Below are 14,741 nucleotides of genomic sequence, written 5' to 3' on the forward strand. Positions count from 1 at the left end.
CCAGGGGGGCGTAGGGTGGCGCCATGTCCGTACGCCGACTCAACCACGCAGTGCTCTGGATCCGCGACGTCGACCGCTCGGTCGCCTTCTACCGCGAGGTCCTGGGCTTCCAGCTCGACCACCTGATGCCGGGGCGGGCCGCCTTCCTGAGCGCCGCCGGCAGCAGCAACGACCACGACCTCGGCCTGTTCGCGATCGGCGCGGACGCACCCGGCCCCGAGCAGGGCAGGGTCGGCCTGTACCACCTGGCCTGGGAGGTCGGCACCCTCGGCGAGCTGGCCGAGCTCGGGCGGCGGCTGGCCGAGCGCGGCGCCCTGGTCGGCTCCACCGACCACCTGGTGTCCAAGTCCTTCTACGCCAAGGACCCGGACGGCAACGAGTTCGAGCTGATGTGGCGCGTCCCCCGCGAGGACTGGCCGGCCGCCGACTCCGACGCCCGCCCGGGCCCGCTCGACCTCCCCGCCGCCATCGACCGCTGGGGCCCCGACCGCCCCACCGGAGCCGCAGCCGGCTCGGCCACCTGACGCGGGCCCTCAGGCCTCCAGTGCCGCCCCGTGGTCCGGGACGTAGGTCTGCAGATCGCGCGGCGGGCGGCGGTAGCCGTGGGAGGCCGGGCGGGGCGGGAGTTCGACCTCGGGGCGGCGGACCTCCCGGTAGGGCACCGAGGAGAGCAGGTGGGAGATCATGTTGATCCGGGACCGCCGCTTGTCGTCGCTCTCCACCACGTACCAGGGCGACTCCGGGACGTCGGTGTGCACGAACATCTCGTCCTTGGCCCGGGAGTAGTCCTCCCAGCGGCTGATCGACTCGATGTCCATCGGGGAGAGCTTCCACTGCCGCATCGGGTCCGCCATCCGGTCCCGGAACCGCCGCTCCTGCTCCACGTCGCTGACCGAGAACCAGTACTTGCGCAGCAGGATCCCGGCCTCGATCAGCATCCGCTCGAAGGTCGGGCACTGGCGCAGGAACTGCTGGTGTTCCTCCGCGGTGCAGAAGCCCATCACCTTCTCCACCCCGGCCCGGTTGTACCAGCTGCGGTCGAACAGCACGATCTCCCCGGCCGCGGGCAGCTGCTCCACGTAGCGCTGGAAGTACCACTGGCCGCGCTGGCGCTCGGTCGGCGCCGGAAGTGCCGCGACCCGGGCGATGCGGGGGTTGAGGTACTCGGTCACCCGCTTGATCGCGCCGCCCTTGCCGGCCGCGTCCCGGCCCTCGAAGACGACCACCAGCCGCACGCCCTCGGCGCGCACCCACTCCTGGAGCTTCACCAGCTCGTACTGCAGGCGCAGCAGCTCCGCCTCGTACAGCTTCCTCGGCAGTCGATCCCTGCGCTTCCCCGCCACCGGGCCCTCCGTTCGCACGTGCGGCTGACGGTCACTCACGCTACGGGGCTTCGCCGTCCGGCGCAGGTCGGCGCGGGTCGGCGCGGGTGGGCGGCAGCGGGGTGCGCGGCGAGTACGGCAGGCCGGGCGGGCCCGGTTCCGGCACTCCCCTGTGCTGCCGGGGCCGGGCCCGCCCGACGAGTGATCAACTGTCCCCCGGACCCCGCCGTTACGGCAAATTACCGCTTCCATAACCTTGCGGCATGGACATCGACACCCGCCTGCTGCGCTCCTTCGCCGCGGTCTGCGAGGAGGGCCAGCTGACCGGGGCGGCCGCCCGCCTGTTCGTGAGCCAACCGACCCTGACCAAGCAGATCCGCCAGCTGGAGACCCAGCTCGGGGTACGACTGTTCCAGCGCTCCCGGGAGGGCATGACCCCGACCGCCGCGGGCCGGGTGCTGGCGGACCGGGTGCCCGCGCTGCTGACCGGCTGGGAGGACGCGCTGCGGGCCACCCGCCGGGCCGCCGTCGAGGCGCAGGGCACCCTGCGGGTCGGGTTCGAGGGCAGCACCATCAACGCGGTCGGCCTGGCCACGGTCGAGGACTTCGGCCGCCGGATGCCCGGCTGGCAGGTCCGGATGCGGCAGAACAACTGGTTCGACCCGACCTCGGGGCTGGCCTCCGGCGAGATCGACCTGGCGCTGTGGCACGCGCCCGCCGCCATCGCGGCCGCGTACAACTGCGCCGAGCTCGGTGTGGAGGAGCGCTGCGCGGTGCTGCCGGCCGGCCACCGGCTGGCCGACCGCGAGGTGGTGGACCTGGCGGAGCTGCTGGACGAGGACTTCGTCGCGATCCCGCGGGAGGCCGGGTTCTGGCGGGACTACTGGCTGGCCGTCGAGGAGCGCGGCGGCCACCCGGTCCGGATCGGCGCGGTCGCGCACAACGCGGACGAGTGGCTGACCGCGATCGCCTGCGGGCAGGGCATCGGCTTCGCGCCCGTGACGATGAGCCGGCTGGCCTCCCGGCCCGGCGTGGTCTACCGGCCGCTGCGCGGGGTCAGCGCCAGCCGGGTCGGCCTGTACTGGCCGCTGGACCGGCCGCTCACGCCCGCGATGGCCGCGTTCGTGCGCAGCTGCCGGGAGACCGTGCGGATCGGGCCGGCCTGCCCCGGACCGTCGCCGCTGGACACCGTGCCCGCCCAGCGGCGCCCCGGCGGCGCGACGGCGCCCGCCGCGCCTGCTCCGGCCCCGGGCCCGGCGCCCGCCCCGGCCGGTCAGACCTCGGCGAACGGCGCCGGGTAGCGGCACACGCCGTGCGGGCCGCCGTCGTACCCGGGCAGCGGCAGCGCCTGGAAGTACGCGTCGGGTGCCTCGAACGGGCCGCTGATCCGGTGCCGGGAGGCCGGCTCGAAGCCGAAGCGGCCGTAGTAGTCCGGGTCACCGAGCACCACCACCAGCCGCTCCCCCGCGGTCTCGGCGGCCGCCAGCGCGGCCCGGACCAAGGCGGCGCCGACGCCCTTGCGCTGCCACTCGGGGGCGACCGCGACCGGCGCCATGGACAGGCCGTCGCCGTCGCCGACCCGGAGCCTGGTGAGCAGGACGTGCCCGACGATGAGGTCCCGGTCGTCGACCGCGACCAGCGAGAGAGCCGGTATCCAGGCGGAGTCCCGGCGGAGCGCGTCCACCAGGTCGGCCTCCTCGGGGCCGGGGAAGGCCGCCATGTGGACACGTCTGGTGGCGGGGGCGTCCGCCGGGTTCTCGACTCTGGTTCGGATGGTCATCCTCGACCCCTCTGCTGTGGCACGCCGTTGTGCACCGGCCCCGGGCGGGGCGAGCCTACCCTGAGGCGGATCGCACCGGCCGGGGCCGTGAGCATGGTGTTACTGACCGGGTGTCAGGCCTTGACCTCGGACGCCGCGGCGGCGTCCGTGCCCTTCGGCTTGGCGTCGACGCCCGCCTCGCGGCGCTGGGCCGGGGTGATCGGGGTCGGCGCGCCGGTGAGCGGGTCACCGCCGGTGCTGGTCTTCGGGAAGGCGATCACGTCACGGATGGTGTCGTACCCGCCCAGCAGGGTGACGATGCGGTCCAGGCCGAAGGCGACACCGCCGTGCGGCGGCGGGCCGTAGTTGAAGGCGTCCAGCAGGAAGCCGAACTGCGACTGCGCCTCCTCCTCGGACAGGCCGATCGCGTCGAAGGCCCGCTTCTGGACGTCCCGCTGGTGGATACGGATCGAGCCGCCGCCCAGCTCGGAGCCGTTGAGCACCAGGTCGTAGGCGTTGGACAGGGCCGTGCCCGGGTCGGTGTCGAAGGTCGCCAGCGACTCGGCGGTCGGCGCGGTGAACGGGTGGTGCACCGCGTGCCAGCCCTGGAAGGCGCCCTTGTCGTCCTCGATCGGCTCGAACATCGGGAAGTCGACGACCCACAGGAAGGCCCAGGCCGACTCGTCGATCAGCTCGCAGCGGCGGCCGATCTCCAGGCGGGCCGCGCCGAGCAGCTCCTGCGAGGCGGTCTTCTTGCCGGCGGCGAAGAACACCGCGTCGCCCGGCTTGGCGCCGGCCGCGGCGGCCAGGCCCGCCAGGTGCTCCTCGGAGAGGTTCTTGGCGACCGGGCCGCGCAGCTCGCCGGTCTCGGCGTCGACCAGCACGTAGGCGAGGCCGCGGGCGCCGCGCGCCTTGGCCCAGTCCTGCCAGGCGTCCAGCTGCTTGCGCGGCTGGGAGGCGCCGCCGGGCATGACGACCGCGCCGACGTACGGGGCCTGGAAGACCCGGAACTCGGTGCCCTGGAAGTACTCGGTCAGGTCGGTGAGTTCCTGGCCGAAGCGGACGTCCGGCTTGTCGGAGCCGTAGCGGTTCATCGCGTCCGCGTAGGTCATCCGGGGCAGCGGGTTCGGGATCTCGTACCCGTGCACCTCGCGCCAGATGGCACCGACGATCTTCTCGCCGAGGGCCAGGATGTCCTCCTGGTCGACGAAGGACGCCTCGATGTCGAGCTGGGTGAACTCCGGCTGCCGGTCCGCGCGGAAGTCCTCGTCGCGGAAGCAGCGGGCGATCTGGTAGTAGCGCTCCATGCCGGCCACCATCAGCAGCTGCTTGAACAGCTGGGGCGACTGCGGCAGGGCGTACCAGTGGCCGGGCTGCAGGCGGACCGGGACGAGGAAGTCGCGGGCGCCCTCGGGGGTGGAGCGGGTGAGGTACGGCGTCTCGATGTCGAGGTAGTCGTTCTCCTCCATCACCGTGCGGATGATGTGGTTGACCTTGGAGCGCAGGCGCAGCGCGCGGGCCGGGCCCTCACGGCGGAGGTCCAGGTAGCGGTAGCGCAGGCGCACCTCCTCGTTGACCGTGCCGGGCTCGTACTCGGCGACCGGGAACGGCACCGGGGCGGCCTCGGAGAGCACCTCCAGCTCGTTCACCACGACCTCGATCGCGCCGGTCGCGATGTCCGGGTTCTCGTTGCCCTCCGGGCGGACCCGGACCTCGCCGGTGACCTTGACGCAGTACTCGGCGCGCAGGCTGCCGATGGCCTCCAGGTCGCGGGCCACGATCTGCACGGTGCCGGAGGCGTCGCGGAGGTCGATGAACGCGACTCCGCCGTGGTCACGGCGGCGGGCGACCCAGCCGGCCAGGATGACGGTGGTGCCGGCGTGCTCCGCGCGGAGCGTGCCCGCGTCGTGCGTGCGGATCACAGCTGCTTCTCCTTCAGGGTGGTGACGAGTGCTTCGAGGGCGACGGGCGTCTGCTCGCCGGTGGACATGTCCTTGAGCTGGACGACGCCTTCGGCGAGGTCCCGGTCGCCGGCCACGAGGGCGTAGCGGGCGCCGGAGCGGTCGGCGGACTTCATGGCGTTCTTGATGCCCTTGACGCCGAACGCCAGGTCGGTGGCGACGCCGGCCCGGCGCAGCTCCACCACCTTGGCGAACAGGACGTTCTTGGCCGTCTCGCCGAGCGCGACGGCGTAGACGGAGGTGGCGGCGGGCAGGTCGAGGACGATGCCCTCGGCCTCCATCGCGAGGAAGGTGCGGTCCACCCCGAGGCCCCAGCCGACCGACGGCAGCGCCGGGCCGCCGAGCATCTCGGACAGGCCGTCGTAGCGGCCGCCGCCGCCGATCGCGGACTGGGCGCCGAGGCCGTTGTGCACGAACTCGAAGGTGGTCCGGGTGTAGTAGTCCAGGCCGCGGACCAGCTTCGGGTCGTCGACGAAGGCGACGCCTGCGGCGGTCAGCAGCTCGCGGACCTGCTCGTCGTACGCCTTGCAGTCCTCGCAGAGGAAGTCCCGCAGCCGGGGCGCGTCGGTGAGCTGGGCCTGGACGGACTCGCGCTTGTCGTCGAGGACCCGCAGCGGGTTGATCTCCGCGCGGCGGCGGGTGTCCTCGTCGAGGTCGAGGCCGGCCAGGAACTCGACCAGGGCGGCCCGGTAGACCGGCCGGCACTGCCGGTCGCCGAGGCTGTTGAGCAGCAGCGAGTAGTCGCGCAGGCCCAGCGAGCGGAAGGCGTCGTCGGCCAGGATGATCAGCTCGGCGTCCAGCGCGGGGTCCTCGGCGCCGATCGCCTCGGCGCCGACCTGGGCGAACTGGCGGTAGCGGCCCTTCTGGGCCCGCTCGTAGCGGTAGAAGGAGCCGGAGTACCAGAGCTTGACCGGCAGGTTGCCCTGCTTGTGCAGGTTGGCCTGGAGGGCGGCGCGGACCACCGAGGCGGTGCCCTCGGGGCGCAGCGCCAGCTCGTCGCCGCCCTTGGTGGTGAGGTTGTACATCTCCTTGGTGACGATGTCGGTGGACTCACCGACGCCGCGGGAGAAGAGCTTGACGTCCTCGAAGACCGGCGTCTCGATGTAGCCGTAGCCGGCCCGGCGCGCGGGGCCGGAGAGCCGCTCGCGGATCGCCAGGAAGGTCGCGGAGCTCGGCGGCAGCAGGTCGTAGGTGCCCTTGGGGGCGCTGAAGGTGCTCAACTTCTCTTCCGTCACATTCCTCGTCGCGGGAAGGCCGGAGCATCGAGCGCTCCTGCCGCCTGCTGGAGGTAGGGGTTGGTGGCGCGCTCACGGCCGATGGTGGTCTGGGAGCCGTGGCCGGAGAGGACCACGGTCGCGTCGTCGAGGGGCAGGCACACCCGGGCCAGCGAACGCATGATCGCCGCGCTGTCCCCGCCCGGGAGGTCGGTACGCCCGATGGAGCCGGCGAACAGCAGGTCGCCCGAGAAGAGCACCGGCGGGATCTCGTCCGATGCGGGCGTCCGGAAGGTCACCGACCCCTTGGTATGGCCGGGCGCGTGGTCGACGGTGAGCTGCAGTCCGGCCAGCTCCAGCAGGCTGCCGTCCGCCAGCTCGCGGACGTCGTCCGGCTCGCCGACGGTGAGGCTGCCCATCAGCTGCTGCCCGAGCGAGCGGCCGAGCGCCCGCTCCGGGTCGGCCATCATGTAGCGGTCCTCGGGGTGGATCCAGGCGGGCACGCCGCGGGCGCCGCAGATCGGCATCACCGAGGCGATGTGGTCGATGTGTCCGTGGGTGAGGACCACCGCGACCGGCTTCAGCCGGTGCTCGCGGATCAGGTCCTCGACGCCCCGGGTGGCCTCGTGACCGGGGTCGACGATCACGCACTCCTCACCGGCGGCCGGCGCTACCAGGTAGCAGTTGGTGCCCCAGGCCCCGGCTGGAAATCCGGCGACGAACAACGCGAGTCCTCTACGGTCGGGGGCGGGCGCTCGGGTCTCACCGCCTGGTCGCACCAGAGCCTACCGGCGGGACACCACCGCGGGCGAACCCGTTACCACGTGCCCCCGCGGGTCGATCGTGTCCCGTGCACATCGCGTTTGACCTCGAACTTACGCACAGACTCCTTACACTTGGCCGCCAACGGATGCGATGATCCGCATCGGCACTTTTCCCCCAGACGTCCAGCGCATACGTAGGAGACACGGCCGGTGGCCAGCAACGAACAGCGACGGCGACAGCTCGCCCGCGAGAAGTACGAGCGCCAGATGGCGCGCCGGGCCCAGGCGCACAAGCGCCGGAAGCAGCGGAACGCGATCATCGGCGGTGCGCTCGCGGTCGTGGTGGTCGCCGCCGGCGGTGCGTGGGCGGGCGGCGTGTTCGACTCCGCCGACAAGTCCAAGACCCCGCAGGCCGCCCCGACCGCCCCGGTCACCCAGGTCAAGGGCTGCAACCCGCCGGCCGCGGGCCAGCCGAACGGCAAGCAGTGGAAGACCGAGCCGGCCATGACGGTCGACGGCAAGTCCGCCTACACGGGGACCCTGCAGACCAGCTGCGGCACGGTGACGGTGTCACTGGACCCGGCCAAGGCGCCGCACACGGTGAACTCCTTCGCCTTCCTCGCCGGCGAGCAGTACTTCGACCACGTCAAGTGCCACCGGCTCACCACGGAGGGCATCTACGTGCTCCAGTGCGGTGACCCGACCGGCACCGGTTCCGGCGGCCCGGGCTACCAGTTCGCGGACGAGAACCTGACCGGCGCCACCTACCCGGCCGGCACCCTGGCGATGGCCAACGCGGGCCCGGGCACCAACGGCAGCCAGTTCTTCCTGGTCTACAAGGACACCCAGCTGCCGCCGAGCTACACCCCCTTCGGCAAGATCACCGGCGGTCTGGACGTGCTCCAGAACATCGCCGCCGGCGGGGTCCAGGGCGGTGGCGGCGACGGCGCCCCGACCGCCGGCGTGGTCCTCGACAAGGTGACGGTCGCCAAGGGCTGACCGGCATCGGCGCCGCGGTCCCCGAGCGGGCCGCGGCGCCGGCGGAAATCGCCCGGCCCGGATGCGGACAGCACCGGCGCTGGTCGCCTATGTTGCTGTTGTATAGGGTGCCCTGACCGTCGGCCGTCACCCTCGGCGCAACAACGGACGGTCCGGACGGCGGACTTCATCGGTCCGCCGCACATCAACTGTGGACGACGCGCGCGCCCCGCACTGAGCGGGCCGCGGCGTCATGTGGAGGAGGCGCTGTGAGCAGCGACCCGTGGGGCCGTGTCGACGAGCAGGGGACCGTGTACGTCAGGACCGCGGACGGCGAACGCGCCGTCGGCTCCTGGCAGGCGGGCTCCCCGGAGGAGGCCCTCGCCTACTTCGAGCGGAAGTACCAGGGCCTGGAGGCCGAGATCGGCCTGCTGGAGCACCGCGTCCGCAAGACCGACCTGGCCGCCAAGGAGGCCCAGGTCGCCCTCGACCACCTGCGCGCCCAGGTCGTCGAGGCGCACGCGGTGGGCGACCTGGACGCGCTGGCCAAGCGCCTCGACACGCTGGCCGGCGAGATCGAGACCCGGCAGACCGAGCGCCGGGCGGCCCGGGCCAAGGCCCAGGAGGAGACCCGCGCGGCCAAGGAGGCGCTGGTCGCCGAGGCCGAGCGGCTGGCCGAGTCCACCCAGTGGCGGGAGGCCGGCGACCGGCTGCGTGCCCTGGTGGACAACTGGAAGGCGCTGCCGCGGCTGGACCGCAAGAGCGACGACGAGCTGTGGCACCGCTTCTCGCACGCCCGGTCGGTCTTCTCCAAGCACCGCAAGGCGCACTTCGCCGCGCTGGACGTCGAGCGCGACCAGGCCCGTGCGGTGAAGGAGAAGCTGGTCATCGAGGCCGAGGCGCTCTCGGACTCCACCGAGTGGGGTGCGACCGCCGCCGCGTACCGCGACCTGATGACCCAGTGGAAGGCGGCCGGACGCGCCCAGCGGGACGCGGAGGAGGAGCTGTGGGCCCGGTTCCGGGGCGCGCAGGACGTCTTCTTCCAGGCCCGCTCCGCGACCTTCAGCGAGCGTGACGCCGAGCAGGGCGAGAACCAGAAGCTCAAGGAGGCCCTGCTGGTCGAGGCGGAGGCGATCCTGCCGATCACCGACCTCAAGGCCGCCAAGGCCGCGCTGCGGGACGTCAACGAGCGCTGGGAGGCCATCGGCCACGTGCCGCGCGACGCCCGGCCGAAGCTGGACGCCCGGCTGAACACCGTCGAGCGGGCGATCCGCGAGGCGGAGGACGCCGAGTGGCAGCGTTCCAACCCGGAGGCCAAGGCCCGCGCGGCCGGCATGACCGGGCTGCTGCAGTCCGCGGTGGACAAGCTCCAGGCCGACCTCGACAAGGCCCGGGCGGCCGGCAACGCGAGCAAGGTCGCCAAGCTGGAGAACGAGCTGGCTGGCCGTCAGGCGCTGCTGGACCAGGCGCTGAAGAGCCTCCAGGAGTTCAGCGGCTGACGCCGCCCCCGGCAGCAGACGGGCAGGGCCCCCTCCGCGGAGGGGGCCCTGCCCGTGTTCCGTCCGGGGTCCGGCGGCTCAGACCGGGCCGGCTCAGACCGGGCTGGCCGCGCCGGTCGCACCGGACTCGCGCTGCAGCTCGTCCAGGTCGAGGGTCCGGTCGGCGGGCGGGGCGGTGGCGGCGACCTGGGCACCGAAGTCCTTGAAGTCGAGCCGGCCGCCCTCGCTGCCGCCGTTCGTCTCCAGCCGGACCGGATAGGGCCGGCCCTGGACCGCCACGTACAGGGTCCCCGGGCTGTCCCCCTGGGTGGTCTGCACGGTGACGACCGGTGTGCCGTCGACCGTGGTGCGGCTGCCCTGGCCGAGCGGGCCGTTGTCGGTGCCGATCAGGTCGGCGATGGTGTTCAGGTCGCAGAGCGAGCCGACGTCGGCGAAGTCGGTGTTGGCGGTGGTGGTCCGCAGGTACTTGTCGCCGACCAGGGCCGCGATGGCCGGGCCGCCGTGCGTCTCCAGGAAGGTCTGGTCGGGCTTGATCCAGAGCTGCTCGCCGAGCTGGACCACGCCGAAGCCGCCCTCGCCGTCCAGGCTCATCGAGCCGGCGCAGTGCGCATCGCCGTCCATTGCGAGGTCGATGGTGACCGCCGAGCCCGCCGAACTCACCTGGCCGGCCACGTGGACACTGTGGCTCTCCTTGAGCGCCTGGACCGACTTGTCGACGATCTCGCGCGGGGCCAGCGACTCCACCCCGTTCGGTGCGGACGGGTCGGCCGAGGACGCCGCGGCCGGCTGGGCCGAGGACCCGCCGCCGCCCGCTCCTCCGCCGCCGCAGCCTGTGGCGGCGGTCAGCCCGGCACCCATCAGCACGGCCACGACGATCTGCCTGCCACCCATGGCGGCCTCCGCGAGTCGACACCCAGCACCGCATCGGACGGTGACATTCTGTGCCGCTCGCGGAGGCCCCGCATCCGCAGCCGCCGCGGGGGGGGCGGGGCCGCCGGAGCTACTTGCGGGCCGAGGTCACCCGGTACACGTCGTAGACGCCCTCCACGCCGCGGACCGCCTTCAGGACGTGGCCGAGGTGCTTCGGGTCGCCCATCTCGAAGGTGAACCGGCTCATCGCCACCCGGTCCCGGGAGGTCTGCACCGCCGCGGAGAGGATGTTGACGTGCTGGTCGGAGAGCACCCGGGTGACGTCCGACAGCAGCCGCGAGCGGTCCAGCGCCTCGACCTGGATGGCGACCAGGAACACCGAGGACTGGGTGGCCGCCCACTCGACCTCGATCATCCGCTCCGGCTGCTGGGTCAGCGCCTCGACGTTGACGCAGTCCGAACGGTGCACCGAGACGCCGTTGCCGCGGGTGATGAAGCCGACGATCGGGTCGCCGGGCACCGGGGTGCAGCAGCGCGACAGCTTCACCCAGACGTCCTCGACGCCCTTGACGATCACGCCGGGGTCGCCCTTGGCCCGGCGGCGAACCGCCCGGCTCTGGTGGGTCGGGGTGGTGGTCTCGGAGAGGTCCTCGACCGCGCCCTCCTCACCGCCGAGCGCCTGGACCAGCTTCTGCACGATCGACTGCGCCGTGACGTGGCCCTCGCCGATCGCCGCGTACAGCGAGGAGATGTCCGGGTAGCGCATCTCGTGCGCCAGGGTCACCAGCGAGTCCCCGGTGAGGATCCGCTGGATCGGCAGGCCCTGCTTGCGCATCGCGCGGGCGATGGCCTCCTTGCCCTGCTCGATCGCCTCCTCGCGGCGCTCCTTGGAGAACCAGGCGCGGATCTTGTTGCGGGCCCGCGGCGACTTGACGAAGGTCAGCCAGTCCCGCGACGGCCCGGCGTTCTCCGCCTTGGAGGTGAAGACCTCGACCGCGTCGCCGTTCTCCAGGGTGGACTCCAGCGGCACCAGCCGGCCGTTGACCCGGGCCCCTATGCAGCGGTAGCCGACCTCGGTGTGCACCGCGAAGGCGAAGTCCACCGGGGTGGAGCTGGCCGGCAGCGCTATCACGTCACCCTTGGGGGTGAAGACGAAGACCTCGTTGTTGGACAGGTCGAAGCGCAGCGACTCGAGGAACTCGCTCGGGTCCTCGGTCTCCTTCTGCCAGTCCAGCAGCTGCCGCAGCCAGGCCATCTCGTTGACCGCGTCGGCCTTGTCGTGCTGGCGCCCGTGGGTGGGGGTGTCGGTGCGGACCTTGGAGGCACCGGCCACCGCGCGCTGCTTGTACTTCCAGTGCGCCGCGATGCCGTACTCCGCCCGGCGGTGCATGTCGAAGGTCCGGATCTGCAGCTCGACCGGCTTGCCGCCGGGGCCGATCACCGTGGTGTGCAGCGACTGGTACATGTTGAACTTGGGCATCGCGATGTAGTCCTTGAACCGCCCCGGCACCGGGTTCCACCGCGCGTGGATGGTGCCCAGTGCCGCGTAGCAGTCGCGGACGGTGTCGACCAGGACCCGGATGCCCACCAGGTCGTAGATCTCGGCGAAGTCGCGGCCCCGCACGATCATCTTCTGGTAGACCGAGTAGTAGTGCTTGGGCCGGCCGGTGGTCTGGGCGGTGATCCGGGCCCCGCGCAGGTCGCCCTGGACCTGGTCGATCACGGTGGCCAGGTACTCGTCGCGCTTGGGCGCGCGCTCGGCGACCAGCCGGACGATCTCGTCGTACATCTTGGGGTAGAGGATCGCGAAGGCGAGGTCCTCCAGCTCCCACTTGATGGTGTTCATGCCCAGCCGGTGCGCCAGCGGGGCGTAGATCTCCAGCGTCTCGCGGGCCTTCTTCTCCTGCTTCTCCCGCTTGAGGTAGCGCATGGTGCGCATGTTGTGCAGCCGGTCGGCCAGCTTGATCACCAGGACCCGCGGGTCCTTGGCCATCGCGACGACCATCTTGCGCACGGTCTCGGCCTGCGCGGCCTCGCCGAACTTGACCCGGTCCAGCTTGGTCACGCCGTCGACCAGCAGCGCGACCGAGTCGCCGAAGTCGCGGCGCAGGGTCTCCAGGCCGTAGTCGGTGTCCTCGACGGTGTCGTGCAGCAGCCCGGCCATCAGGGTCGGGGCGTCCATGCCCAGCTCGGCCAGGATGGTGGCGACGGCGAGCGGGTGGGTGATGTACGGGTCGCCGCTCTTGCGCTTCTGGCCGCGGTGCCACTTCTCGGCCACCGCGTAGGCGTTCTCGATGTCCTTGAGCAGCGCCGGGTCGGCCTTCGGGTCCTGCGCCCGGATGGTGCGGAACAGCGGCTCCAGCACCGGGTTGACCGTGGAGCTGCGCTGGCCGCCGAGCCGGGCCAGGCGGGCGCGCATGCCGCCGGAGGACGGCCGGGGCGCGGCGGGCGGCCCGGGGCGGACCGGGGCCGTACCGGAAGGCGCGGTCCTGGTCTGGTCAGCCGTGGGCACAACCTCGTCGGGCAAGGACACTCCTCGGGGGCGCGGGGCCTGCCCCTTCGCACAACTGGGCAGGGGTGAACCTTCATGGTACCGAGAGTGCAGGCCGGGCGTTCCGCCGCCCGGCCGGGAACGCCCGAGGGGGCGTACGGCCGTGGCCGTACGCCCCCTCGGGGGAATGACTAGACGGTGACCAGGGTCTCCAGCGGAGCACCGCCCAGGTGCGGCTCCAGCCGCTCCCGGCCGGGCAGGAAGCCCAGCTCCATCAGGACCACCACGCCCACCAGCTCGGCGCCGGCCTCCCGGACCAGGTCCACCGAGGCACCGATGGTGCCGCCGGTGGCCAGCACGTCGTCCACCACCAGGACCTTCTCGCCCGGGGTGAAGGCGTCGCACTGCACCTCCAGGGTGGCGGTGCCGTACTCCAGCTCGTACGAGCGGGCGAAGACCTCGCCGGGCAGCTTGCCCTTCTTGCGGATCGGCACGAAGCCGAGGCCCGCCGCGAAGGCCGCCGGGGCCGCCAGCACGAACCCCCGCGCCTCCAGCCCGACCACCTTGGTGGCGCCGAGTTCCCGGGCCCGGTCGGCCAGCGCCCGGGCGAGGGCCGCGAAGGCCTCGGCGTCGGCCAGCAGCGGCGCGATGTCCTTGAACAGCACGCCGGGCTTCGGGTAGTCCGGTACGTCCCTGATCCGGCTGTTGAGCAGCTCGGCCAGGACGGGGTCAGCGGAGGTCACGGGGGTCCTTACGGAGTACGGGCTCAGTGCTTGCCGGAGGGGCGGCCCTTGCCGCGGGCGCGGCCGACCGGCTGGTTGCGCTGACCAACCATACCCGCCGGCTGGCCGGACTCGTCCTCGCCGTGGTCGCCGTGCTCGCCCTGCTCGGCGGCCTGCTCGGCCGCCTTGGCGTCCGCGGCCCGGCGGGCGGCGACCCGCTTGGCCAGGTCCTTCATCTCCGGCGTCATCTCCTTGAGCTGCGCGAGCAGCGGGGTGGCGACGCAGATGGAGGAGTACGCACCGGCCGCGAGGCCGATGAACAGGGCCAGCGAGATGTCGTTCAGGGTGCCGGCGCCCAGCAGGCCGCCGCCGATGAACAGCAGCGCGGCGACCGGGAGCAGCGCGACCACGGTGGTGTTGATGGAACGCACCAGGGTCTGGTTGAGGCCGAGGTTGGCGGCCTCGCTGTAGGTGCGCTTGTTCTGCTTGGTGATGCCCTTGGTGTTCTCCTTCACCGTGTCGAAGACGACGACGGTGTCGTACAGGGAGTAACCGAGGATGGTCAGGAAGCCGATCACGGTGCCCGGGGTGACCTCGAAGCCGACCAGGGCGTACACACCGATGGTGATCAGGAGGTCGTGGATCAGGGCGACCAGGGCGGCCGCCGCCATCCGCCACTCGAACGCGACGGCCAGGTAGATGGTGACCAGCACCATGAAGATCACCAGGCCGAGCAGGGCCTTCTGGGAGATCTCGTGGCCCCAGCTGGGGCCGATCACCTGGGCGTCGACCTCGTTGGCCGGCACCGAAAGCTCCTTGGAGAGCTGCTCGGTGAAGGTCGAGGCGTCCACGCCGGAGGCGGAGCTGACCTGGATCCGGACGTCACCCTTGTCGGTCGACTGCACCACGGCGGTCGAGTCGTGGGTGATCTTGTTGGCGACGTCCTGGGCCTGCGAGACCGACAGGCCGGGCTTGTGCACGGTGTAGACCGAGCCGCCCTTGAACTCGATGCCCAGGTGCAGGCCCATGGCCAGGCCGATGGCCGCGACCAGGACGATCACGCCGGAGATCGAGTACCAGAGCTTGCGGCGGCCGACGAAGTCGAAGCTGATCTCGCCCTGGTAGAGGCGGTGGCCGATGTTGCCGAAGCGCGACATGGCG

The 14,741-nt window shown here is 72.2% G+C and carries 13 protein-coding genes; 4 read left to right on the forward strand and 9 right to left on the reverse strand.

Annotation, left to right across the window (positions count from 1 at the left end; all coding sequences use genetic code 11):
• Positions 1-23: 23 nt before the first annotated feature.
• A complete protein-coding gene (locus AB0D08_RS08615; protein ID WP_033823017.1) occupies positions 24-524 on the forward strand; it encodes a VOC family protein in 501 nt (166 codons plus the stop codon).
• Between the two features lie 9 nt (positions 525-533).
• Here the strand turns inward: AB0D08_RS08615 and ppk2 are convergent, their stop codons facing one another.
• Positions 534-1,343: a polyphosphate kinase 2 gene (gene ppk2 / locus AB0D08_RS08620; RefSeq protein WP_359887119.1), complete on the reverse strand. Its 810-nt coding sequence runs from the start codon at positions 1,341-1,343 to the stop codon at positions 534-536.
• Between the two features lie 242 nt (positions 1,344-1,585).
• Here ppk2 and AB0D08_RS08625 point away from each other — a divergent pair, with 242 nt between their 5' ends.
• Positions 1,586-2,623, forward strand: coding sequence for a LysR family transcriptional regulator (locus AB0D08_RS08625; protein WP_359887122.1), 1,038 nt, complete (start codon positions 1,586-1,588; stop codon positions 2,621-2,623).
• Here AB0D08_RS08625 and AB0D08_RS08630 read toward each other — a convergent pair.
• The 4 genes from AB0D08_RS08630 to AB0D08_RS08645 all read right to left on the reverse strand — a co-directional run bounded on the left by AB0D08_RS08630 (position 2,596) and on the right by AB0D08_RS08645 (position 6,981).
• On the reverse strand, positions 2,596-3,102 hold the full coding sequence (locus tag AB0D08_RS08630) for an N-acetyltransferase (RefSeq protein ID WP_033823019.1): 507 nt from the start codon (positions 3,100-3,102) through the stop codon (positions 2,596-2,598). The genes AB0D08_RS08625 and AB0D08_RS08630 overlap by 28 nt on opposite strands.
• 113 nt (positions 3,103-3,215) lie before the next feature.
• Positions 3,216-5,003, reverse strand: a complete 1,788-nt coding sequence (gene aspS, locus AB0D08_RS08635) for an aspartate--tRNA ligase (protein WP_033823020.1) — start codon at positions 5,001-5,003, stop codon at positions 3,216-3,218.
• Positions 5,000-6,262 (reverse strand): histidine--tRNA ligase, encoded by a 1,263-nt coding sequence (gene hisS / locus AB0D08_RS08640; protein ID WP_359887126.1) that lies wholly within the window; start codon positions 6,260-6,262, stop codon positions 5,000-5,002. Before hisS ends, aspS begins: the two co-directional genes overlap by 4 nt.
• Positions 6,263-6,273: 11 nt before the next feature.
• The gene (locus tag AB0D08_RS08645) at positions 6,274-6,981 is read right to left on the reverse strand and encodes an MBL fold metallo-hydrolase (RefSeq protein WP_033823022.1); all 708 of its coding nucleotides are present in this window, start codon (positions 6,979-6,981) and stop codon (positions 6,274-6,276) included.
• Between the two features lie 249 nt (positions 6,982-7,230).
• On the opposite strand from AB0D08_RS08645, the gene AB0D08_RS08650 reads away from it, so the two are divergent.
• Positions 7,231-8,019, forward strand: a complete 789-nt coding sequence (locus AB0D08_RS08650) for a peptidylprolyl isomerase (protein ID WP_033823023.1) — start codon at positions 7,231-7,233, stop codon at positions 8,017-8,019.
• 248 nt (positions 8,020-8,267) lie between these two features.
• Positions 8,268-9,497, forward strand: a complete 1,230-nt coding sequence (locus AB0D08_RS08655) for a DUF349 domain-containing protein (RefSeq protein ID WP_033823024.1) — start codon at positions 8,268-8,270, stop codon at positions 9,495-9,497.
• Positions 9,498-9,590: 93 nt separating this feature from the next.
• Here the strand turns inward: AB0D08_RS08655 and AB0D08_RS08660 are convergent, their stop codons facing one another.
• From AB0D08_RS08660 to secF, 4 genes are all read right to left on the reverse strand, one after another.
• Positions 9,591-10,388: a hypothetical protein gene (locus AB0D08_RS08660; protein ID WP_033823025.1), complete on the reverse strand. Its 798-nt coding sequence runs from the start codon at positions 10,386-10,388 to the stop codon at positions 9,591-9,593.
• A 109-nt stretch (positions 10,389-10,497) separates the two neighbouring features.
• Entirely contained in the window at positions 10,498-13,047 is a 2,550-nt protein-coding gene (locus AB0D08_RS08665; protein ID WP_233289219.1) for a bifunctional (p)ppGpp synthetase/guanosine-3',5'-bis(diphosphate) 3'-pyrophosphohydrolase, read from the reverse strand.
• Positions 13,048-13,049: 2 nt separating this feature from the next.
• A complete protein-coding gene (locus AB0D08_RS08670) occupies positions 13,050-13,601 on the reverse strand; it encodes an adenine phosphoribosyltransferase (protein WP_359887130.1) in 552 nt (183 codons plus the stop codon).
• Between the two features lie 23 nt (positions 13,602-13,624).
• A complete protein-coding gene (secF, locus tag AB0D08_RS08675; protein WP_359887132.1) occupies positions 13,625-14,737 on the reverse strand; it encodes a protein translocase subunit SecF in 1,113 nt (370 codons plus the stop codon).
• Between the last annotated feature and the right edge of the window lie 4 nt (positions 14,738-14,741).

The organism is Kitasatospora sp. NPDC048540, from assembly GCF_040651175.1.
Lineage (GTDB): Bacteria > Actinomycetota > Actinomycetes > Streptomycetales > Streptomycetaceae > Kitasatospora.

Coding starts and splice junctions, on each gene's coding strand:
- secF (WP_359887132.1), bottom strand. CDS start 14,737: ATGTCGCGCTTCGGCAACATCGGCCACCGCCTCTACCAGGGCGAGATC.
- AB0D08_RS08630 (WP_033823019.1), bottom strand. CDS start 3,102: ATGACCATCCGAACCAGAGTCGAGAACCCGGCGGACGCCCCCGCCACC.
- AB0D08_RS08625 (WP_359887122.1), top strand. CDS start 1,586: ATGGACATCGACACCCGCCTGCTGCGCTCCTTCGCCGCGGTCTGCGAG.
- AB0D08_RS08660 (WP_033823025.1), bottom strand. CDS start 10,388: ATGGGTGGCAGGCAGATCGTCGTGGCCGTGCTGATGGGTGCCGGGCTG.
- AB0D08_RS08615 (WP_033823017.1), top strand. CDS start 24: ATGTCCGTACGCCGACTCAACCACGCAGTGCTCTGGATCCGCGACGTC.